The organism is Streptomyces sp. NPDC005004 (genome assembly GCF_053600675.1).
In genome coordinates, this window is the sequence record NZ_JBSGAH010000004.1 from 238,365 (window position 1) to 258,505 (window position 20,141).

At 74.2% G+C, this 20,141-nt stretch carries 18 protein-coding genes and 1 pseudogene; 9 read left to right on the top strand and 10 right to left on the bottom strand.

The window, feature by feature from the left end; all coding sequences use genetic code 11:
• Positions 1 to 77 precede the first annotated feature (77 nt).
• The 3 genes and pseudogenes from ACWEEU_RS07220 to ACWEEU_RS07230 all read right to left on the bottom strand — a co-directional run bounded on the left by ACWEEU_RS07220 (position 78) and on the right by ACWEEU_RS07230 (position 3,182).
• Entirely contained in the window at positions 78 to 908 is an 831-nt protein-coding gene (locus tag ACWEEU_RS07220; protein ID WP_451729458.1) for a serine hydrolase, read from the bottom strand.
• Between the two features lie 124 nt (positions 909 to 1,032).
• Complete coding sequence (locus ACWEEU_RS07225; protein ID WP_451729461.1) at positions 1,033 to 1,914, bottom strand: CAP domain-containing protein; 882 nt, start codon at positions 1,912 to 1,914, stop codon at positions 1,033 to 1,035.
• A gap of 426 nt (positions 1,915 to 2,340) precedes the next feature.
• Positions 2,341 to 3,182 (bottom strand): annotated as a pseudogene (locus ACWEEU_RS07230) (helix-turn-helix transcriptional regulator).
• 110 nt (positions 3,183 to 3,292) lie between these two features.
• Here ACWEEU_RS07230 and ACWEEU_RS07235 point away from each other — a divergent pair.
• Both ACWEEU_RS07235 and ACWEEU_RS07240 read left to right on the top strand, forming a co-directional pair.
• A complete protein-coding gene (locus tag ACWEEU_RS07235; protein ID WP_451729464.1) occupies positions 3,293 to 4,072 on the top strand; it encodes an SDR family NAD(P)-dependent oxidoreductase in 780 nt (259 codons plus the stop codon).
• Between the two features lie 98 nt (positions 4,073 to 4,170).
• Entirely contained in the window at positions 4,171 to 5,376 is a 1,206-nt protein-coding gene (locus ACWEEU_RS07240; protein WP_451729467.1) for an MFS transporter, read from the top strand.
• Between the two features lie 7 nt (positions 5,377 to 5,383).
• Here ACWEEU_RS07240 and ACWEEU_RS07245 read toward each other — a convergent pair whose 3' ends face one another.
• Positions 5,384 to 5,827, bottom strand: a complete 444-nt coding sequence (locus ACWEEU_RS07245) for a DUF1398 family protein (RefSeq protein WP_451729470.1) — start codon at positions 5,825 to 5,827, stop codon at positions 5,384 to 5,386.
• A 108-nt stretch (positions 5,828 to 5,935) separates the two neighbouring features.
• Between ACWEEU_RS07245 and ACWEEU_RS07250 the strand changes: the two genes are divergently transcribed.
• Positions 5,936 to 6,412, top strand: a complete 477-nt coding sequence (locus tag ACWEEU_RS07250) for a MarR family winged helix-turn-helix transcriptional regulator (RefSeq protein ID WP_451729473.1) — start codon at positions 5,936 to 5,938, stop codon at positions 6,410 to 6,412.
• Here the strand turns inward: ACWEEU_RS07250 and ACWEEU_RS07255 are convergent.
• From ACWEEU_RS07255 to ACWEEU_RS07265, 3 genes are read right to left on the bottom strand one after another with little or no spacing between them, the layout of a single operon-like run.
• Positions 6,400 to 7,080, bottom strand: coding sequence for a hypothetical protein (locus ACWEEU_RS07255; RefSeq protein ID WP_385749142.1), 681 nt, complete (start codon positions 7,078 to 7,080; stop codon positions 6,400 to 6,402). The genes ACWEEU_RS07250 and ACWEEU_RS07255 overlap by 13 nt on opposite strands.
• Before the next feature lie 37 nt (positions 7,081 to 7,117).
• Positions 7,118 to 8,689 (bottom strand): FAD-dependent oxidoreductase, encoded by a 1,572-nt coding sequence (locus ACWEEU_RS07260; protein WP_451729476.1) that lies wholly within the window; start codon positions 8,687 to 8,689, stop codon positions 7,118 to 7,120.
• Positions 8,686 to 9,285, bottom strand: a complete 600-nt coding sequence (locus ACWEEU_RS07265; RefSeq protein ID WP_451729479.1) for a TetR/AcrR family transcriptional regulator — start codon at positions 9,283 to 9,285, stop codon at positions 8,686 to 8,688. Before ACWEEU_RS07265 ends, ACWEEU_RS07260 begins: the two co-directional genes overlap by 4 nt.
• A gap of 104 nt (positions 9,286 to 9,389) precedes the next feature.
• Between ACWEEU_RS07265 and ACWEEU_RS07270 the strand changes: the two genes are divergently transcribed.
• The 4 genes from ACWEEU_RS07270 (at position 9,390) to ACWEEU_RS07285 (ending at position 14,122) form a co-directional block, all read left to right on the top strand.
• On the top strand, positions 9,390 to 10,973 hold the full coding sequence (locus ACWEEU_RS07270; RefSeq protein WP_451729482.1) for an FAD-binding oxidoreductase: 1,584 nt from the start codon (positions 9,390 to 9,392) through the stop codon (positions 10,971 to 10,973).
• Between the two features lie 40 nt (positions 10,974 to 11,013).
• Entirely contained in the window at positions 11,014 to 11,895 is an 882-nt protein-coding gene (locus ACWEEU_RS07275) for a diacylglycerol/lipid kinase family protein (RefSeq protein ID WP_451729485.1), read from the top strand.
• Positions 11,896 to 12,026: 131 nt separating this feature from the next.
• Positions 12,027 to 13,298, top strand: coding sequence for a glycosyltransferase family 4 protein (locus ACWEEU_RS07280; RefSeq protein WP_451729488.1), 1,272 nt, complete (start codon positions 12,027 to 12,029; stop codon positions 13,296 to 13,298).
• Positions 13,295 to 14,122 (top strand): transferase, encoded by an 828-nt coding sequence (locus ACWEEU_RS07285; RefSeq protein ID WP_451729491.1) that lies wholly within the window; start codon positions 13,295 to 13,297, stop codon positions 14,120 to 14,122. Before ACWEEU_RS07280 ends, ACWEEU_RS07285 begins: the two co-directional genes overlap by 4 nt.
• 79 nt (positions 14,123 to 14,201) lie before the next feature.
• On the opposite strand, the gene ACWEEU_RS07290 is transcribed toward ACWEEU_RS07285, so the two are convergent.
• Both ACWEEU_RS07290 and ACWEEU_RS07295 read right to left on the bottom strand, forming a co-directional pair.
• The gene (locus ACWEEU_RS07290; protein ID WP_451729494.1) at positions 14,202 to 16,136 is read right to left on the bottom strand and encodes a glycoside hydrolase family 5 protein; all 1,935 of its coding nucleotides are present in this window, start codon (positions 16,134 to 16,136) and stop codon (positions 14,202 to 14,204) included.
• A 218-nt stretch (positions 16,137 to 16,354) separates the two neighbouring features.
• Positions 16,355 to 18,469, bottom strand: a complete 2,115-nt coding sequence (locus tag ACWEEU_RS07295) for a SpoIIE family protein phosphatase (protein WP_451729497.1) — start codon at positions 18,467 to 18,469, stop codon at positions 16,355 to 16,357.
• A gap of 235 nt (positions 18,470 to 18,704) precedes the next feature.
• Between ACWEEU_RS07295 and ACWEEU_RS07300 the strand changes: the two genes are divergently transcribed.
• Positions 18,705 to 19,295: a thioredoxin domain-containing protein gene (locus ACWEEU_RS07300; protein ID WP_451729500.1), complete on the top strand. Its 591-nt coding sequence runs from the start codon at positions 18,705 to 18,707 to the stop codon at positions 19,293 to 19,295.
• A 99-nt stretch (positions 19,296 to 19,394) separates the two neighbouring features.
• The gene (locus tag ACWEEU_RS07305; RefSeq protein WP_385749166.1) at positions 19,395 to 19,757 is read left to right on the top strand and encodes an NUDIX domain-containing protein; all 363 of its coding nucleotides are present in this window, start codon (positions 19,395 to 19,397) and stop codon (positions 19,755 to 19,757) included.
• A gap of 16 nt (positions 19,758 to 19,773) precedes the next feature.
• Here ACWEEU_RS07305 and ACWEEU_RS07310 read toward each other — a convergent pair whose 3' ends face one another.
• Positions 19,774 to 20,130 (bottom strand): thioesterase family protein, encoded by a 357-nt coding sequence (locus tag ACWEEU_RS07310; protein WP_451729504.1) that lies wholly within the window; start codon positions 20,128 to 20,130, stop codon positions 19,774 to 19,776.
• Positions 20,131 to 20,141 lie beyond the last annotated feature (11 nt).

Below are 20,141 nucleotides of genomic sequence, written 5' to 3' on the forward strand. Positions count from 1 at the left end.
GCCCAGAGGGCCATCCTCGCCGGGAATCGCCACGGCTGCGCGGCGCGCCACGCCGCGTCCGGCGGTCGCGGGGAAGCTCAGCCCGCGACCGCGGCGCGGGCCGCGCGCTCCACCAGGGCGACGCCGTCCTTCATGGACGTGTTGCCGTCCGAGAGGACCGCGACGAGGTAGCGGTGTCCGCCGCTGTCGATCCGCCCGACGCTGTTGACGTCCCACAGGCCGGTGGTGCTCCGCTGGAGCCAGCCGTTCTTCAGCGCCTCGTGCGCGCCTGCCGCCGACACGCCCCAGGACTGCTCGTCGGCGACGTTCCCCATCAGCGAGCGGATGTAGGCGCGGGACGGCGGGTCGAGCGGGGTGGCGCGACCGAGCTCGAACACCGCGCGCAGCAGCCTGATCTGGTCCGTCGGCGTGGTGCGGGTCAGTCCCCAGCGGGGTCCGGAACCGCCGTTCGTCTCGGTCAGCCCGAGCCGCCTGTTGGCCGCCTCCAGACCGGGGGCGAGCCCGATGCTCCGCCACAGGGCGTTCGCGGCCGCGTTGTCGCTGTGCTCGATCATCGCCTTCGCCTGGTCACGCTCCGCCGCGCTCAGCCCGTGACCGGCGTCCCTGGCGCGCAGGAGGGCGGCCGCGAGGATGTCCACCTTGACGATGCTGGCCGTGTCGAACGGGCCGGCGTCGCCGTGGACCTCGGGCTCGTGACCGGGGTTGTCGAGATCGAGGACGGCGGCGGCGACCCGGGCCCTGCCCTCGGCGTGCACCGCCTTGGCGAAGTCCGAGCCGTGTCCTGGCGCGGCGGCGGCCGGGAGCGTGCCGGCCGTCACCAGCGCGGCCGTCAGCGCGGCGAGCGCGCCCGCGGCCGTGGTACGCCGCGCCCTTCCGGCGCGGTACAGGTGCGTGAGCGGGTGGAGCATGGGCAGCGGCCTTCGTGGTGGGGGGCACGGTGCTGCGAACCCAATCAGAAACGCCCGGGCCCCGACGTGACGGCTGCCACCCCGGGGCCCGGTTCGCGTGAAATGTGACCAGGGCGACACCGCCCTACCGGGCGGTGCCGAAGTCCTGGGTCCAGTAGCTGCCGGGCTGCGCGAGGCCGACGCCGATCTCCTTGTAGGAGCAGTTGAGGATGTTCTCGCGGTGCCCGGGGCTGGCCATCCAGCCCGCCATGACCTCGGCCGGGGTGGAGTAGCCGTACGCGACGTTCTCGCCGTACGCGCTCCACTGGTATCCGGCGGCGGTGATCCGGGAGCCCGGGTCGGAGCCGTCGGAGCCGGTGTGCGACATGTTCTGGTGGGCCGCCATGTCGTCGCTGTGCGCCTGCGCGGCCTTGTTCAGCTCGGCGTTTACGGTCAGGGCGCTGCAACCGACCTTCGCGCGCTCGGCGTTGACCAACTGCACGATCTGGGCGACGGCACCGGAGGCGGTGGCGGCCGGGGCGGGGGTGGCGGCGGCGGTCGTCTTCGCCGGCTTCGGGGCGGGCCTGGGCGCGCTCGGGGACGCGGTACCGGCGGCCGACTCCACGGCGGTCGGAGTGGCCTTCGGGGCGGCGGACTTCACCGGCGCCGAGGTGGTCGCCTTCGGGCGGGGCGTCGTGGCGTGGGTGCGGGCGGGAGCGGTGCGACGGTGCTCGCGGTGCTCCCGGGCGGAGGGCGTCGCGGCCGGGGTCCCGGGCGTCGTCGAGGAGGGGGCCGAACCGCTCTCGTGGCCCTGCGGGCGGGCGTGGTCCCAGCTCCGGGTGACGTGGTCCGCGGCGTCCTGCTGACGGTCCCAAGCCGTGCGGTACGGCGCCGAGCCGGCCCGCGACCCGCTGTCGTCGCCCCACTTGACGCAGGCCATGGCAGCGGAGGGCACACCCACCGCGCCGACGGCGACGGCGGCTATCGCCATCCGCCGGTACTGCTGCTGCTTGCGGTGCTTTGCCATGTACGACCTCACTGCCATTGCGCGGACTTCGCCTTCTCAACTGCGAAGACGCTCTGCGAGACGCCATTCTTAGGAGGCGTTCACAGGGTGCGCAAAGAGCGGCTCGTACTACCCCGCCTCGTAGGACGGAAGGGGTCGGCGCGTACGGACAGGGGTGGGTCGACCCGTCGTCAGCGGGTCGACCCACCCCTGCCGTGTCGTCAGAAACCCTGTGCGTTCGCGAAAACGGAGAGTGGCACCGAGTGAAGATCACCCCATGCGGTCAGGAATGATCCACATCTACACCAAGACGGACAAATCCCATTTGTCGTCGAGGTGTCGTCTACTAAGCGACCCGCGTAGGTCAGCAGAAGGCTGTGACCGACGTCACGGAACCATGTCCGATTTCACCCGGGTCCTGACGACCGCCGCTCCGTGCGGCGCGCCTCACCCGGACACCTCCAGGCGCCCTGCCGCCAGCAGCCGCAGCGCCTCCTCGGACGGTGAGCCCGGCTCGGCGGTGTAGATGACGACGTTCTGGTCCCGGTCGGGCAGGTGCAGGGTGTCGCAGTTGACGGTCACCGGGCCGATCGCCGGGTGGTGGAAGGTCTTGCGCAGGGTCTGCCCGGCCGCCACGTCGTGCGCGGCCCACAGACGGGCGAAATCCGGGCTCGCGCCGAGGAGTTCCTCGACCAGCGCGGTCACCTCGGGGGAATCGGGGTAGCGCGCGGCGGCGGAGCGCAGGCCCGGACGGCGGACCGCGCGAACTCGTTCACGTCGGACACGCCGTACAACCGCCCGTCCCGCGGGGCCGGCCCGAGGAAGGCGCGCCGTAGGAGATTGCGCTCGCGCGGAGGCACGGCGGAGAAGTCCTCCATCAGAGCCGCCGTCAACGCGTTCCAGGCGAGGACCTCGTACGTCGCCGAGGTCACGAACGCGGCCGAGCCGGGCAGCCGGTGGATCAGGTCGAGGACGCCCCGCGGCACCTCGCGCGACGGTCCGGGCGGCGGGCCCGGGGGCGTGCCCGCGAGGTGGTGGAGGTGGTCGCGCTCGGCGTCGGACAGGCGCAGCGCCCGCGCGAGCCCCGCCAGCACCTCCCGCGAGGGTCGCGGGGCCCGGGCCTGCTCCAGTCGCGTGTAGTACTCCGTCGAGATGAACGCCAGCTCGGCGACCTCCTCGCGCCGCAGCCCCGGCGTCCGCCGCCGCGCCCCGGCGGGCAGCCCCACCTCGGCGGGCCCGATCCGCTCCCGCCTGCCGCGCAGGAACCCGGCCAGTTCTCCTCTGTCCACGCCGTCCAGTATTCCGCCGTCCCGCCGCGCGCGGTGGGGCACCGGCCGAGATCCAGCCAGGTACCGGTGATACCTGGCTGGGTTCCGCGAGACGGCGCAGGCTCGGAGACATGACCGACACCACCACTTCCCTCGGCCTGCTGGCCGGCAAGGTCGCCTTCGTCACCGGGGCCGGACGCGGCATCGGCGCCGCCGCGGCGCGGCTGTTCGCCCGTGAGGGCGCCCGGGTGCTGCTCGCCGCGCGTACCGAGGACCAGTTGAAGGCGGTGACCGAGGAGATCACGGCCGACGGCGGCACCGCCGCCTACACCGTGTGCGACCTCGCCGACGCCGACTCGGTGCGCGCCGCCGTCCAGCACGCCGTCGACACCTACGGCCGCCTGGACGTCGCCTTCAACAACGGCGCGTCCGGCCAGCAGCCCGGCCCGCTGGACCGGGCACCCGAGGACGACTTCGACCGCCTCTACGCCGTCAACCTCAAGGGCCAGTGGCTCGCCATGGCCGCCGAGGTGGCGGCGATCCGGGCCACCGCCGGGAGCGGCGCCATCGTCAACACCTCCTCCGTCGGCAGCCACGGCGCCAACCCCGAACTGCCGGTCTACGGCGCGATGAAGCGCGCCCTGAACAGCCTCACCGAGTCGGCCGCCGTCACCTACGGACCCGAGGGCATCCGCGTCAACGCCATCGCCCCGGGCGGCACCCTCACCGAGATGATCCGGGAGTGGGAGGCGGAGTCGCCGGGTCTGCTGGAGCGGCTCGCGGCGCACACCCCGCTGGGCCGCATGGCCGCACCCGAGGAGATCGCCGAGGCCGCGGCCTGGCTGCTCAGCGACCGGGCGTCGTACGTCAGCGGCACGATCCTGCGGGTCGACGGGGGCGCGCGGCTCTGAGCCCGGCGCGTCCGGAGCACTGAGCACGCCCCGCGCATGCCGCACGTCCGGCGTATTCGCGCCGGTCCCGCGCGGGGCGCCCGTGCCTATGGTGGAGCGTGATCGACTCCGACACCGAGCCCGCCCGCCGGCGCCGGCGGCCGGGCTACGCGGCCGCCGCGGGCGTCTTCGCCGTGGGCATGATGGGCACCACGCTCCCCACGCCGCTGTACGGGCTCTACCGGCAGCAGATCGGGTTCTCCGAGCTGATCGTCACGGTGGTGTTCGCCGTCTACGCCGTCGGCGTCATCGCCGCGCTGCTCGTCGCGGGCGGCGCCTCCGACGTCCTGGGCCGCCGCCCGGTGCTGGGCGGCGCCCTGGGGCTCTCGGCGCTCAGCGCGGTCTGTTTCCTCCTCGAACAGGGGCTGCCGTTGCTCTACGTCGGCCGGGTGCTGTCCGGCTTCTCGGCGGGGCTGCTCAGCGGCACGGGCACGGCGGCCGTCCTCGACCTGGCACCGGCCGGGCGGCGGGGGCGCGCCGCACTCGCGGCCACCGCCGCCAACATGGGCGGACTGGGCCTCGGCCCGCTGCTCTCCGGCTTCCTCGCGCAGTACGCGCCCCGCCCGCTGAGCCTGCCCTTCCTCGTGCACCTCGGACTGCTGACCGTCGCGGCCGCCGTCACCGCCCTGCTGCCCGAGACGGTCCACCACGAGGGGCGGCGCCGTCCGCCGCGCCCCCAGGGCATGACGATCCCGCCGCAGGTGCGCGGGGTGTTCGGGCCGAGCGCGCTGGCCGCGTTCGCCGGGTTCTCCCTGCTCGGCCTCTTCACGGCGGTCGCCCCCGCCTTCCTCGCCGAAACCCTGGGCGAGCACAATCTCGCCGTGACCGGCGCCGTCGTGTTCTGCGTGTTCTGCGCCTCGACCCTCGGCCAGGTCCTCATGGGACGCCTCGGCCCGCGCGCCGCGCTCCCGACCGGCTGCGCGGTGCTCGCCGCGGGCCTCGTGCTGGTCGGCGTCTCGCTGCTGACCGAGTCGCTGCCGGTCCTGCTCGCCGGGGCGGTGGCGGGCGGGATCGGACAGGGGATGGCGTTCCGCGCGGGCCTCGCGGCGGTCGGCGCGGCGGCACCCCCGGACCACCGGGGCGCCACCATCTCGGCCTTCTTCGTGATCGCCTACCTGGGCATCTCCCTGCCCGTCGTCGGCGTGGGCGCCCTCGCCGTGGCACTCGGCGTGCGCGAGGCGGGCATCGTGTTCACCGCGTGCGCGATCGTGCTGGTCGCGGCGGTGGGCATCCGGGTGGGGCGCCGGCCGCGAGAGGCGCTGTGACGGTCCCTCAAGGGACGTGGGCGTCAGGCTCCTGGAGGGCGACCGCCGGGTACGTCTCGGTGTACGTCTCGCCCCCGGCCCCCTGGTAGACGCAGGTGCGTGCCGTGAGGTCCACGTCGTACCGGACGACCCCCGCCTCCCAGCAGCCGCGCACGAACTCGGGGAACGACGTCTCGCCCGCCTGGTCGGCGCGGAGCGCGCCGAGCAGGGCCGCCCGGTCGAACGGCGGCACGTCGGTCATGCCGGTGATCAGCGGCTCGCCCTGGAGGGCGACGGGTCCGGCGTCCGTGAGGTAGAGCATCGACCCGGACGGGACGGTCATCGTGCAGCGGGTGGTCCCCGCCCGGCGCAGGGCCTCGGCGAGGTACGGGAATCCCCCTGCCCGGGGACGGACGGAGGCGCCGTGTTCGAGGGCTGCCTCGAGGGTCGGGACCGCGGTGTGTGGGGTCATGGGTGTCACGTTGCCACCATGGCAACATGTTGTCAAAATGGCCCGGTGCTGCGGATGTGGCAGTCTGTTGCGGTACGGAGAGCGGACGGGCGGGCCGGGAGGCTGGGCATGAGTGACGAGGCGGCGCTGCTGGTCGCGGACCTGTACGAGGCGGCGGGGGCGCTGCGGCGGCTGGGGGAGCGGACCGCGGCAGCCGAGGGGCTCACCCAGGCCAGGTGGCAGGTGATGAGCGTGGTGGCGGAGAGCCCGCTGACCGTTCCGCAGGCGGCGCGACGGCTCGGGGTGAGCCGCCAGAACGTCCAGCGGGTCGCGGGCGACCTGGTGGAGCGGGACCTCGCGGCCTTCGAGCCCAACCCGGACCACCGGGGTTCGCCGCTCCTGGTCCTCACCGGCGCGGGCGCCGAGGCGCTGGGCCGGGTCACCGTGCGCGCCGCCACCGCGCACCGTGCGGTGTTCGGCGAGATCCCGGGCGAGGACGTGCACGCGGCCAGGGAGTTCCTGCGGGGGCTGCTGACCGGGCTGGACCGGTACGAGGCGGAGGCCGGCGGAGCGGCCGGGAGCACCGCGGAGGCTCAGAACCGCTGACCCGCCGGCACCCGTACCGTCGTCGTCACCCGCGCCTGGCTCGGCCCGCGCGGCGTCGAGCCGAAGCCGAACAGCACCGGCGGCACGACCGGGCCCACGGCACCGAGGTCACGCCCCTCGTACACGGCCGTCCCCGCGGTGACCCGGCGCAGATCCCGGGCGCCGTACCACTCGTAGCGGCCGTGGCCCGCCGAACCGCGGGTGCGCAGGCCCAGCAGCCGGGCGAACGGGTCGAACACCGTGGCGCACGCCGTACTGGCCGCCACCCGTCCCGGCACGGCCCGCAGCAGCAGCCCCAGCGGACCGCGTCGGCCCACCGTGAAACGCAGGGCGAGCAGCGGACCGGCGTCCACGCTCCAGTGGGCGCCGTCGGTCCGCACCCCCACGGGGACGACCCTGACCTCGTCGAAGCCGTACGTCCCGGCGATGAAGTCCGCCGTCCGGCGGGTCGGGGCCAGCAGTACCCGGTGGCCCTCGGCGGTCTCCACCATCACGTCGCTGAACGGCCCGAACGGCGAGCGCGGCCAGTGGCCGAGGACCAGCCGGGTGCCCAAGGCCGTGCCGATGCCGGTGATCCAGCCGTCGAAGCGCAGCAGAGCGGGCCGCCCGGGGGTGCCGGGGGCCTCGTGCGGGGCGGGACGTGCCTGTTTCGGTCCGGGAGACACCATCCGCCCCGACTCCCCCCGGACCGCTGCGGCGAAACCCCTACCCCCGCGCCAGCATCTCCCGCGCCGCCTCCAGCGCCTCGGCCCGGTCGTGCGGGACGACACCGATCCGGGTGCGCCGGTCGAGGAGGTCGGAGGGCACGAGGGCGGCCTCGTGGCGCACCGCCCACAGGAGTTCGGCGCGGGTGACCGGGTGGCCGGGTATCACCGGCTCGGCCAGGCCAGGGTCCCGCTCGGCCAGCGCGTGCACCGCCACCGCCTCGGTGCCGTAGCGGCGGACCAGGCGGCCGGGGGCGGGCAGACGGCGCAGCGCGGCCGGTCCGGCGGCGCCGACCAGGGGGAGCGCGGCGGTGGGGGAGGGCCCGGCCGGGAGCCGGTGGGCGGCGACGGCGGCGTCCACGGCGTCCTCGGCCATGCGCCGGTACGTCGTCAGCTTGCCGCCCACCACGGTGACCACACCCTCGCCCGAGGTGAGCACGGCGTGCCTGCGCGAGATGTCGGAGGTCCGCTCCCCGGCCGACCCGGGCGCCGAGGTGTCGAGGAGCGGGCGCAGTCCGGCGAAGGCGCCGTCCACCTCGTCCCGGCGCACCGGTGTGTCGAGGACCGAGCCAAGCACGTCGAGGAGGAAGCCGATGTCGGTCTCCGGCACCTCGGGCTCGTCGGGGATCTCGCCCTCCACCGGCTCGTCGGTCAGCCCGACGTAGGTACGGCCGTCGCCCTGCGGGAGGACCAGGACGAACCGGTTGGTCTCGCCGGGGACCGGAATGTGCAGCCCGGCCGGGAGGGCGCCCAGCCGCCGTGAGCGCAGGACCAGATGGGTGCCCCGGGACGGCCGTACGCGCAGGCCCTCGACCAGCCCGCCCGCCCACACGCCGGTCGCGTTGACGACGGCCCGCGCCCTGATCTCCCCTTCCTCACCGGTGAGTTCGTCGCGGAACCGGGCACCCCCGGACTCCAGGCGCAGCGCGCGGACGCGGGTGAGGATCCGGGCGCCGTGCGCCGCTGCGGTGCGGGCGAGCGCGGTGACCAGACGGGCGTCGTCGGTCACCTTGCCGTCCCAGGAGAGCAGCCCGCCGCGCAGCCCCTCGGTGCGCACCGCCGGGGCCAGCAGCCGGGCCTCGGCGGCGGCGAGCCGGCGCGGCACGGGCAGTACCTGACGCGGGGTGCGGGCGGCGAGGCGCAGCATGTCACCGGCGCGGAACCCGGCCCACGCCAGCGACGCCTGGCCGCGCGAGACCAGCGGGGTCAGCGGCAGCACGAAGGGCTGGGCCGCCACCAGATGCGGTGCCGTGCGGGTCATCAGCACCCCGCGCTCCACCGCGCTCTCGTGCGCCACGTCGAACTGCCCGGCGGCCAGATAGCGCAGCCCGCCGTGGATCAGCTTGGAGCTCCAGCGGGAGGTGCCGAAGGCCAGGTCGTGCGCGTCGATCGCGACCACGCTCAGACCGCGCGCGGCGGCGTCCAGGGCGACCCCGGCGCCCGTGGCGCCGAGCCCGACCACCAGCACGTCGGCCGTCGATCCGTCGGTGGCCGAGGCGAGTTCACGGGTGCGCCGGGCGGCGTCGAGGGACGATCCGGGCGTGGCCCCGGCGGAGGCGTCCGTACGGCTCATGGCGTGAGGGTCCTCTCCAGAAGGATGCGCAGTTCGCCGAGCAGGGCCGCGGAGTCCAGCTCGGGGTCGTCCTCGTCGGTCATGGTGCGCAACGACAGGGCGAAGGACTGCACGGTCAACAGCAGTGCGCGCGCCTGCCGTTCGGGATGGCCCACGCGCACCGAGCCGTCCATGTGGCCCGCGCGCAGCGCCTCCGCGAGCAGGGCGAGCAGCGCCTGCTGGCTCGCGCCGCGCCGGTCCAGCACATAGGGGAGCAGCAGCTCGGGATCGACGTCGACGATCTTGCGGAAGAGGGGATGGGCACGGAACTCGGCCACCCCGGTGACCAGTCCGTCCACGATCCGCTCCCGCGCGGCGGTGCCCGCCCGCTCCTCGGGGAGAACGCGAGTGGCGACCGCGAGCCATTCGCGGGTCATCAAGTCGCCCACCAGGGAACGCAGATCGGGCCAGCGCCGGTAGAGCGTCATCCGGGAGACCCCGGCGCGGCGGGCCACGTCGGCGAGGGTGGTGCGGCGCACGCCGACGGCCAGGACGCAGTCGCGCACCGCGTCGAGCACGGGGTCGGCGTCCGTATGGTTGTGACGGATGGACGTCATGTGTCACAGTGTAACGCCCCGAGGGGCCCGGCGGACCCGGAGCCGGCCGAACCACCGGGTGAACCGCCTTCCGTGTGAACCGAGTTGGTGAGGACGACCGTTCGATGGACATGCTGTGGAACGGCTGGGGCGACCCGGCCAAGGCGGCACCGCTGCCCGAGAACGTGACCGGTCTGCTGCGCGACCTGCTCGGCGTCCGGCCGCGCACCACCGCCCCGCTCACCCTCACCGACCTCGACCTGCCAGGCACCCCGGCCGACCCGGCCGCGCTGCGCGCCCTCGCCGACGTCGTCGGCGGCTCCGAACACGTGCGCACCGACGCCGAGTCCCGCATCCGGCACACCCGCGGCAAGTCCACCCCCGACCTGCTGCGCCTGCGCGCGGGCGACCTCGCGGACGTACCGCACGCCGTCGTCCTGCCCGGCTCCCACGAGCAGGTCCTCGCCGTGCTGCGGGTCTGCGCCGCGCACCGGCTCGCCGTCGTGCCGTTCGGCGGCGGCACCAGCGTCGTCGGCGGACTCGCCCCGCGGCAGAGGGAGTTCGTCGCCCTCGACCTGCGCCGCATGGCCGGTCTGCTCGACCTCGACCCCGTCTCCCGTACCGCCGTCCTCCAGCCGGGACTGCGCGGTCCCGAGGCCGAAGCCCTGCTCGCCGAGCGCGGTTTCACCCTCGGCCACTTCCCGCAGTCCTACGAGTGGGCCACCGTCGGCGGGTTCGCCGCCGCCCGCTCCAGCGGCCAGGCGTCCGCCGGATACGGGCGCTTCGACGAGATGGTCCTCGGCCTCACCCTCGCCACCCCCGAGGGTACGATCGAGACGGGCCGCGCGCCGCGCTCGGCCGCCGGACCCGACCTGCGCCAGCTCGTCCTCGGCTCCGAGGGCGCCTTCGGCGTCATCACCTCCGTGACGGTGCGGATCCGCCCGCTGCCCGAGCGACGCGTGTACGAGGCATGGCGGTTCGCGTCCTTTGAGGAGGGCACCGTCGCACTGCGCCGCCTCGCCCAGGACGGACCCCGGCCCACCGTGCTGCGCCTGTCCGACGAGACCGAGACCCTGATCGGTCTCGCCCAGCCCGACCGCATCGGCGCCGCCTCGGACCAGGGGTGTCTCGCCGTCACCGGGTACGAGGGCACCGAGGAGGACGTCGCGTTCCGCCGCGAGCGCGCCGCCGCCGTCCTGCGCGACTCCGGCGGCACCTTCGCGGGCGCCGAACCCGGCGAACGCTGGGCCCACGGCCGCTACTCGGCGCCCTATCTGCGCGATGCCCTCCTCGACGCCGGAGCCTTCGCCGAGACCCTGGAGACCGCCGCGTTCTGGTCCCGCGTCCCCGAGCTGTACGCCGCCGTGCGCACCGCGCTCACCGACACCCTCACCGGCGCGGGCACCCCGCCCCTGGTCATGTGCCACGTCTCGCACGTCTACGAGAACGGCGCCTCCCTCTACTTCACCGTCGTCAGCGCCCAGGGCGAGGACCCGGTGGCCCACTGGACCCCCGCCAAGCACGCCGCCAACGAGGCGATCCTCGCCGCCGGGGGCACCATCTCCCACCACCACGGGGTCGGCACCGACCACCGCGACTGGTACGTGCGCGAGGCAGGCCCGCTCGCCGTCGACGCCCTGCGCGCCGTCAAGCACCGCCTCGACCCGGACGGCCTGCTCAACCCCGGCGTCCTGCTCCCCGCCGACTGACCGGCCCCGCCGACACCCACCCCGCCCCGGAGGCACACCGATGCGCCAGTTCACCGCCGTGGTCAACCCGACCGCGGGCGGCTCCACCGGGGCCGCCACCCTCCTCGCGGTCGGCCGCCTGCTCCGCGACGCGGGCGCCGCACTGGAGACCGAGTACAGCCACGACCTCGACCATGCCCGCGAACTCGCCCGCGAGGCGGGGGAGTCGGGCCGTGTCGTCCTCGCCGTCGGCGGCGACGGCATGGCGGGCGCGATAGGCGGCGCCCTCAGCGGCACCGGCGCCCTCCTCGGCCTCATCCCCTCCGGACGCGGCAACGACTTCGTCCGCGCCCTCGGCCAGCCCGCCGACCCCGCCGCCCTCGCGGAGGTCCTGCTGCACGCCGAGCCCCGGAACGTCGACACCATCGAGGTCGAGTCGGCCGTCCACCCCCGCACCGTCGTCCTCGGCAGCGTGTACGCCGGAGTGGACGCCCTCGCCAACCGGTACGCCAACCACGCCCGGCTGCTGCGGGGTCCGGCCTCGTACTACGCGGGCGGCCTGCGTGCCGTGGCCGGATGGCGTCCGGCCGACTTCCGCGTCACCGTCGACGAAGTGCCCCACGAATACCGGGGCTTCACCGTCGTCGCCGCCAACTCCCGCTACTACGGCTCCGGCCGGGTCATCGCGCCCGGCGCCGAGATCGACGACGGCCTCCTCGACGTCGTGTTCGTCCGCGAGGCACCCCGCACCCTCTTCTTCGCCCTCATGAACGACCTCAAGACCGGCACCCATGTGCGCCGCCCCGAGGTGAGCGTCGTACGCGGCCGGGAAGTGCGCATCGAGGCCGGCCGGCCCCTGCCCTACGGCGCCGACGGCGAGGTGGAGGCCACCCTGCCCGTCACCGTGCGCGTCCGCCCCCGCGACCTCGCCGTGCTCTGCTGACCGCACCGAAACGCGCCGCCGTTTCGCGCCCGCCGCCCGGCGCGGCACCCGCCCCGGCAGCGCCGACGCCCGCAAGCGGCGAACTGGTAACGTCGCGCAACCAACGGCGCGTCACCGAGGTCTGAACCAATATGAAGATCTCTTTCCTTCTGCACAACGCGTACGGAATCGGAGGGACGATCACCACGACCTTCAATCTGGCCGGGGCCCTCGCCGAGCGGCACGACGTGGAGATCGTCTCCGTGCTGCGCAACCGTGACAACCCACCCCTCACCCTGGACCCCCGGGTCCGGGTGCGGCCCCTGGTGGACCTGCGCACCGAACGCGACGACCCGCTGCACAAGGAACCGGCCCGGGTCTTCCCCGCCGCCGAGCAGCGCCACGGCCAGTACAGCCGGCTCACCGACGAACGCATCGCCAGGTGCCTCGCGTACACCGACGCCGACGTGGTGATCGGCACCCGCCCCGGACTCAACGTCCACCTCGCCCTCCAGGCCCCCGACCGCGTCCTGCGCGTCGGACAGGAGCACCTCACCTGGGACCACCACTCGCCCCATCTGCGCACCGTGCTGCGCCGCGCCTACCGCCGTCTGGACCTGCTCACCACCGTCACCGAGGCCGACGCCCGCGTCTACCGCCGCCAGGCCCGCCTCGACCGTGTCCCCGTGCAGGCGCTGCCCAACAGCGTGCCCGACCCCGTACTGCCGCCCGCCGACGGCAGCGCCAAGCTGATCGTCGCCGCCGGACGGCTCGTCCCGGTCAAGGGCTACGACCTCCTCGTGCGCGCCTTCGCCAAGGTCGCAGCCGAACACCCCGACTGGCGCCTGCGCGTCTACGGCATGGGTGAGGAACGGGACCGGCTGCGCGACCTCGTCCACGAACTCGGCCTCAGCAACAACGTCCATCTGATGGGCGCCGCCGCCCCCATGGAGGGCGAGTGGGTCAAGGCGTCCATAGGGGCGGCCAGTTCGGTCTTCGAACCGTTCGGCATGACCATCGTCGAGGCGATGCGCTGCGGACTCCCCGTCGTCAGCACCGACTGCCGCTACGGCCCCGGCGAGATCATCAAGGACGGCGTGGACGGCCGGCTCGTCCCGCCCGGCGACCCCGACGCCTTCGGCACCGCCCTGCTCGACCTCGTCCGCGACGACGAGCGCCGCCGCGCCATGGGCCGCGCCGCCGCCGAGAACGCCCGGCGCTACGCCCCCGCGTCCGTCGTCGCCGAGGCCGAACGGCTGCTCACCGACGCGCTCGCCACCCGCGCCGCCGGACACCGCCCCGAGGCGGGCCCGGACGCCCTGAGCCACACCCTCACGGGCACCGCCCACGCCGCCCGCGACCTCGCCCACGTCACCGCCGCGCGCGTCCTGCGGACTCTGCGCCTGCGAGGAGTACGCCGATGACGACAACGAACGGCACCGCACCCCGGGCGCTCTGCCGCGCCGACGCCGACGGCCGGATCACCTTCGAACTCCCCGGGTCCGCCGGCGCGGACCCCGGGGCCCGCGTCCTGCTGCGCGGCAGACCCGCCAAGGGCGAAGCGGTACCCGATGAGCACGCCCTCTCCCTCGAACCGGCGGGCGACGGACGCCTCCGTGCCGTACTGGAGCCCAAGCCTCTTCTCACCGAGGGTCGTTGGGACGTCCTCCTGGTCCGCGCACCCGGCGCCGAACCCGAGCGGCTGCGCTCCGGCCCCCGCGATCTGCGTGCGCTCCTCGACGGCCATCTGCGCGAGTGGCCCGCGCCGGTCGCGGTGCGCGTCCCCTACGCCACCAAGGACGGCCACCTCGCGCTGCGGACCTGGCTGCGCCCCGCGCACGCCGAGACCGACCGCGTCGACGTGGGGGAGCGGACCACGACGGTGACCGCGCGTCTGCACGGCACCGAGTTCACCGACGACGGTCTCGTGCGGGTGCGGCTGCGCGGCGGCCGGGGCCGCGAGGTGAGCGTGACGCCCGCCGTGGACGCCGACCACCGGGGCTTCGCCTTCACCGTGGACCACGGCGAACTGGTGGGCGCCGAGGCACCGGACGCGCCGGGCTACTGGGACGTGTACGTCCTAACCGAAGCCGGTGCCGCGCCGGTTCGGGCCGGACGCCTCCTGGACGACGTGGCCGACCGCAAGCACTCGTTCGTCCACCCGACGGCGCGGGTCGGGGGTGCCACCGTGCGGCCGTACTACACGGTCGACAACGACCTGTCCTTCGACGTCGGACCGGCGCGCTGACCGGTCGACCAGGTGACCGGCCGACCGGGGGCCCCGCCCGCGCCGTCGTGCGGCGCGGGCCGGGACTGCGAGCCGTCGGTCAGGGCAGGGTGCGGCACAGCAGCGCCGCGGGCCCCGGGCGGCTGCCCAGGCGGGTGGTGAAGGCGATGCCCGCCGCGTACTCGTTCACCGCGCACTGCCCCTTGTAGCTGCCCTCGGCGAAGTCGCCGCCCGCGCCGTCGGAGGGACGGTTGTCGGAGCGGTCGAACCACACCGTGCGACCGCTGCCGCCGAGCGCCCCCTTGCCCGGAGCGCACACCGCCGCCGAGACCCGCTCGCCGCGCAGGCTGTACCCGATGAGGAACGCCCCCGACGGGCACTGGAACTTGGTGTAGCCCGACGCCCAGTCGCCGCCCGAGGGGACGTACCGCTCGTCGTTCACCACCGTCTGGCCGCCGTCGGCGGCGCGCAGGTCAAAGGCGCCCGCGTCCGTGCACAGCCCGCGCCCGTTCGTGTGGCTCAGCCCGATCAGCCGCAGCCCGTCGGGGCAGGCCGCCTTGTAGGCGCCCGAGTCCCAGTCGCCGGCCGCCTTCGCCTGCAGGGACTCCACCGCGTCGCCGTGGTCGGTGCTCAGCATCCGCCACACCGGCACCGGAGCCACCGCGCCGGTCTTGCCCGAGTCGGCCATCAGCCGCTGCCAGCCCGCCGCCCGCCAGTCGCCGGAGTCGAGGAGGCCCGAGCGGTGCCCTGCGGTGTCGTAGCGCAGCAGCGCCCAGTCGTCGTGGCCCTCGAAGCCGACCAGCGGCCAGTACGCGAAGTCGGCGTCGTGGTCGGCGAAGTAGTCGGTGGCGTTGGTGAACCAGGTCCGCGTCTTCGCGTTGGTGTCACCCGACCCGGCGCCGAACTCGCTGATCCACACGGGCGCGGTGTAGTGCTTGCCGTTCTCCTCCACGAAGAACGCCTCGTCGTACAGGGCCTGCCCCAACTCGTCGCGGGACATGTCCTGGTAGCGGGCGTCGTGGGTCTCGCCCACCCCGGTCGCGCCGCTGTGGTGCGGACCGGTGTAGCCGTAGAAGTGCGCGGAGTAGACCAGCTTGTGCGCGTTCACCAGGGTGTGGGACAGGGTGCGCACCGGGGTGAGCATCGGGCGGCCGTGCGGCAGACCGTCCACGGGCAGACCCGTCCAGTTGATGCCCTCGATCACGATGAGCAGGTTCGGATTGCCCTCGGTCAGGATGCGGTCACCGGCCAACTGGGCGGCGGCATACCAGTCGTGGTCGTCGCCCAGCCCCCAGTTGGGGTCGTCGAGGATGTTGCGGCGGACCTCGTTGTAGAGGTCGGCACCGACCACGCCGGGCACCGAGGCGTAGCGGCGGGCCATGAACACCCAGTCGTCCGCCCACTTCTGCGTGGTCTGGCTGGTGTTCCACCGCTCGTTGCCGTCGACCCCGCAGCACCAACGGGCGGTGTTGGTGTGGTTGTTGAGGATGACCGCGAACCCGCTGTCGCTGAGCGCGTTCACCACCGCGTCGTAGACCTGGAGCGGGGTCTTGCCGCGCAGTTGGGGGTTGGCGGCGACGGCGGCGTCGGGGACCGTCGCCGTGGAGTGGATCATCTCGTTGGAGAACGGCAGCCGGATGCTGTTGATGCCCAACTGATGGAAGTCGGACATCAGTTGGGCCAACGGCACCCGGTCGAGGCCGAGCGGGATGTTGTGCGAGTCCTGGCCCGCGTGGTGGTTCGCCGGGTCGTCGGTGCTGCCACTGCCGTTCCACGAGCCCTGCGCGCCGTCCCAGTTGGCCGACTTCAGCCGGAAGCGCTCGCCTTGGCTGTCGACGATGTAGCGGCCCTGGGTGGAGAGCGGTCCGTGCCAGGTGGCCGCGGCGTCGGCCGCCCGGGCGCCGTGCGCGTCGGCGGCCGGGGCGGCGGTGGCGTTCGGCGCCGCGTGCGCGGCCGTGGCCGTGGCCGCGGTGGAGACGAGAAGCAGCCCTGCGGCCGTGGCGGCCAGACGCAGGGACGGCGAAGCTGTCGGCATGGGGGAGCCCTTGGTCTTCCGGGGGTGATGGCGCATGAACACGCCTGAAAAGTAAGGGAGTTGCACGAGCGGGCCGCAGTGACGGCCGCATCGGCTGGGCGGCAGTCTCCACCACCACGCACCCCGAGCGGAAGGGATTCCCCGGCGGTACGGACCACACTCGCGCAACGGTGTGGGCGGCGCGGCGGACAGACGGGGGCAGGTCCGGACGGACGCGCTCAGGCCGCCTCGTGCTGCGCCAGTTCCGCCCAGATGGTCTTGCCCCGGTGCTCGCGCCGGGTGCCCCAGTGCTCCGTGAGCTGCGAGGTGATGGACAGCCCCCGCCCGTGCTCGTCGTCGTCCTCCGCGTGCCGCAACTGGGGCGCGGTGCTGCTGTCGTCGGTCACCTCGATGATCAGGGCCGCGTGGTCACGGACCAGCCGCAGCCGGATCGGCCCCTCCGAGTAGCGCACGGCGTTGGTGACCAGCTCGCTGACCACCAGCGTCGCCGTGAAGGCCAGCTCCGCCAGGCCCCAGTGCTCCAGCCGCTCCTCCGTGCGGCTGCGGGCCTCACCGACCGCCTCCGGCTTGTTCGGCAGGGACCAGGAGGCGACGCGGTCGCTGCCCAGGCCGAGCGTGCGGGCGAGCAGCAGCACCCCGTCGCCCGTGGGATGCGGGCGCGCCAGATCGCTCAGGATCGTCTTGACGATGTCCGGCAGCGGACGGTCCTCGGGGCGCATCGCCTCCCCGAGCCGGGCCAACTGCTCCTGGGAGTCGGGGCTCGCGTCACGCAGCAGCACCGGGTTGCACAGCATGACCAGCGTGCCCACGGGCAGCTCGACGCGCACCGACCGGTAACGCGGCGCCCCGCGTCCCAGCGGGGGCCCGATCGGCATGTCGGCGAAGGCCACCGGCTTGCCGGGCCGGACCACGGCGGGCGGCGGATGGCCCGCGCTGGCCAGGGTGCAGCGGTGCGAGACCGGGTCGTAGACCGCGTACAGACAGCGCGTCCCCGCCCGTCTGCTGTCCAGCGTCTCGTCCGGGTGCCGGGACTCCTCCGCGTCCAGCCGGGACACCAGGTCGTGCACCCGCTCCAGCAACTCCTCCGGCGGCAGGTCCAGGGTCGCCAGGGCGCCGATCGCCGCGCGCAGCCCGCCCATGGTCACCGCCGCCCGGATGCCCCGGGTCGGCGGCTCCCCGACGACGAGCCCGACACGCGCGCCGGACAGCGGGATGATGTCGAACCAGTCCCCGCTGGTGCTGCTCGGCAGATAGCTGTGCGCCGTCTCCACCGCGCCGTGCCCGGGGACCCGCACCGGGCGCAGGCTGAGCTGGAGGATGCGGGCCACCGAGCGCTCGCGCGTGTAGAGCCGGGCGTTGTCCAGGCACAGCGCGGTGTGCCGGGTCAGTTCGTCGGCGAGCCGGAGGTCGTCCTCGGTGAAGGGGACTGCGGTGCGCTGCCGGTAGAAGCGGGCGAGGCCCAGGATGCCGCCCCGGGCGGCGAGCGGCACCGCCATCCGCGAGTGCGCGTCCTGCTCCGGCACCAGCGCGTTGCTCTTGCCGTGCGTCTCCGCCTCCTCGTGACCGTCCGGACCGCCGAGCAGCACCGGGCGCCGCTCGGTGAGGACCTGCTTGTAGCGCGAGGACAGACCGGGCTCCAGCACGCTGCCGACCTCGATGGGACGATGCCCGTTCGCCGGCCGCACCGAGCTGTAGCCCGCGCAGCGCAGCAGCAGATCGTGGCCGAGCGACTTCAGCGGGGGCACGTCGCCGCGCAGCACCGCGTCCAGGACGTCGATCACCACCGTGTCCGCGAGATCGGGCACGCACACGTCCGCCAGCTCCTGCGCCGTGTGCACGATGTCGAGCGTGGTGCCGATCCGTGCGCTGGCGTGCCGCAGCACCTCCAGGCGCACCTGCGCCCGGTAGCGCTCGGTCGCGTCCATCACGCTCAGCGCCAGGCCCTTCACCCCGCGCACGGAATCGCGCAGGCGGAACGCGGCCAGGGACAGGACGGTGTGGGGGAGACCGGCGCCGGCGGCGGCGTCCGGTACGGGGCGGTGTTCCACCTCGAAGTCCGACCTCGGCTCGCCGGTGGTCAGGACCTCGCGGAGCATGGCCTCGACCTGTTCGTGGTGCAGGCCGGGGGCCCACTGGCGCAGGGGCATCCCCAGGGCGCCGGTGGGGGGCAGGTGGCGGAAGTGTCCTGCGGCGTCGTTGAAGCCGACCAGTCGGAGTTCGGTGTCCAGGACGTACACCGGGTGGGGGGAGTCGGCGAACAGGGCGTCCAGTACCGCGCCGTCGAGGTCCCGGCCTCTGCCCCGGTCCGCGGTCATGTCCTGCGATGCGTTCACTCTTCCAGACTGCGCCAGGGGTGGCCGGGTGTCGTGCGGGGTGCCGTCGGCGGCGTGGCGGGCATGGCCGTTCGCGGGTGCGGTCCGGTGCCGCCGTGCCCACCCTCCCCCGAGCTCCCGGCTTCGCTCGGCCAGGGGGACCCCCATCGCCCCTGCGGCACGACTGCCCGCAGCCGAGCACGGCAGCGCGGCCATGTCAGGACAGACCTGACCAGACTGTGCCAAGCTCACAAACATGACCACTCCCGCACACACGACCGGGCCCGACGGGAAGACGCTCTACTACGGTGATCTGTCGGCGCCGCATGAGCTGCAGGTGTTTCTGGAGATGCGTGACCGGGCGTCCGCCCGGATGGCCAAGGCGTTGCTCGGCACGATCAAGCAGCTCGCGGACGACGGCAAGGCCGTCGTGAAGTTCCATTTCGCCGGGGCCATCGACGACAGTGTGGGCGGGGACGGTGACCAGCAGGCCGTCGCCGCACTGGCGGCCGCGAGCGATGCGGGGCAGGAGCAGCTCATCGGGTATCTGGCGGCGCTCTTCGACAACCAGCCCTTCCCGCCCGGCGAGGACAAGTTCTCCGACGCCGCCGTGCTGCTGTCCGTGGCGAACGCAGTGGACGGGCTGCGCTCCTCCGACTTCGACCAGAAGGTGTCTGGGCACACCTACGTGACCTGGGCGGGCGAGTCCATCTCCACCTTCGAGACCTTCGGGCTGCCCGGTACCCCTGCGGTCTGGTACGACAAGGAGAACATCCCCGTCGTCACCGTCGAGGGCGAGGTCGACACGGACCCGCAGAAGTTCCTGTCCCAGATCACACAGTCCTGAACCGTTCGCGTGCGGGGCGCTCGGCCCCTGGGTAGGAGACGACCGTCCGGCCGCGCGGCCGGACGGCCGACCTGCGAACAGGGATGGGGTGCACGGGTCATGACGTGGGAGCAGACCGGGGGCGGGGTCCAGGCGGTGGTGCCGTACGACGGACGGCTGCTGCTGGTGACCGAGGGCGACGGATGGGTGCTGCCCTCGGGGTCCGCCGAGGAAGCGGAGTCGGCGGAGGCCGCCGCCGCCCGGATCGTGTACGAACTCACCGGCTATCTGGTCGACGGCTCCCAGCCGCTGGAGCCCGGACAGGAGCCCCCGGCCGTGCTGTGCAGTCTGCTGACCGACGACCCCTCGGGCGGCGCCCGGCTCTCGCGGGACGCCCTCAAGTGGCTGCCGTTCGAGGAGGCGGAGAGCGCCGGGCTGCCCCCGGCCGTGGTCGCCTACCTCCGGGGGCACAGCCCGGTCTGAGCAGGGAAGGCGAGGGTCAGTCGGGCGCCGTCGCGAGAAAGCCCGCGCGGTCCACGACCACCCGGTCGATCTCGCCTGTGGCCACCAACTCGCCCGCGCCGTCCACGGCTTGCACCGCGAACGTCAGCCGCCGTCCCGGCTCGCCGGACGGCGGCTCGGCGGTCGCCTCCACGTGCCCGCCCACCCGGGTGGCCCGCAGATGCCGCACCCGCACGGCGGTTCCCACGGTGGTCAGGCCGGGCCCGGTGAACGGCGCGGCGGCCCGTACAGTCGCCGCCTCCAGCCAGGCGATCAGGCGCGGGGTGGCGAGCACGGGTACGTCACCGCTGCCCACCGCCTCCGCCGTGTCGGCGTCGGTCACCTCATGGCGCATGGCCTCACGGT

Excerpts from the sequence above, each read along its gene's own strand:
- ACWEEU_RS07300 (WP_451729500.1), top strand. The coding sequence starts at position 18,705 with ATGACCACTCCCGCACACACGACCGGGCCCGACGGGAAGACGCTCTAC.
- ACWEEU_RS07310 (WP_451729504.1), bottom strand. The coding sequence starts at position 20,130 with ATGCGCCATGAGGTGACCGACGCCGACACGGCGGAGGCGGTGGGCAGC.
- ACWEEU_RS07265 (WP_451729479.1), bottom strand. The coding sequence starts at position 9,285 with ATGACGTCCATCCGTCACAACCATACGGACGCCGACCCCGTGCTCGAC.
- ACWEEU_RS07250 (WP_451729473.1), top strand. The coding sequence starts at position 5,936 with ATGAGTGACGAGGCGGCGCTGCTGGTCGCGGACCTGTACGAGGCGGCG.
- ACWEEU_RS07285 (WP_451729491.1), top strand. The coding sequence starts at position 13,295 with ATGACGACAACGAACGGCACCGCACCCCGGGCGCTCTGCCGCGCCGAC.
- ACWEEU_RS07255 (WP_385749142.1), bottom strand. The coding sequence starts at position 7,080 with ATGGTGTCTCCCGGACCGAAACAGGCACGTCCCGCCCCGCACGAGGCC.
- ACWEEU_RS07275 (WP_451729485.1), top strand. The coding sequence starts at position 11,014 with ATGCGCCAGTTCACCGCCGTGGTCAACCCGACCGCGGGCGGCTCCACC.
- ACWEEU_RS07305 (WP_385749166.1), top strand. The coding sequence starts at position 19,395 with ATGACGTGGGAGCAGACCGGGGGCGGGGTCCAGGCGGTGGTGCCGTAC.
- ACWEEU_RS07260 (WP_451729476.1), bottom strand. The coding sequence starts at position 8,689 with ATGAGCCGTACGGACGCCTCCGCCGGGGCCACGCCCGGATCGTCCCTC.
- ACWEEU_RS07225 (WP_451729461.1), bottom strand. The coding sequence starts at position 1,914 with ATGGCAAAGCACCGCAAGCAGCAGCAGTACCGGCGGATGGCGATAGCC.
- ACWEEU_RS07290 (WP_451729494.1), bottom strand. The coding sequence starts at position 16,136 with ATGCCGACAGCTTCGCCGTCCCTGCGTCTGGCCGCCACGGCCGCAGGG.
- ACWEEU_RS07280 (WP_451729488.1), top strand. The coding sequence starts at position 12,027 with ATGAAGATCTCTTTCCTTCTGCACAACGCGTACGGAATCGGAGGGACG.
- ACWEEU_RS07220 (WP_451729458.1), bottom strand. The coding sequence starts at position 908 with ATGCTCCACCCGCTCACGCACCTGTACCGCGCCGGAAGGGCGCGGCGT.
- ACWEEU_RS07245 (WP_451729470.1), bottom strand. The coding sequence starts at position 5,827 with ATGACCCCACACACCGCGGTCCCGACCCTCGAGGCAGCCCTCGAACAC.
- ACWEEU_RS07270 (WP_451729482.1), top strand. The coding sequence starts at position 9,390 with ATGGACATGCTGTGGAACGGCTGGGGCGACCCGGCCAAGGCGGCACCG.
- ACWEEU_RS07235 (WP_451729464.1), top strand. The coding sequence starts at position 3,293 with ATGACCGACACCACCACTTCCCTCGGCCTGCTGGCCGGCAAGGTCGCC.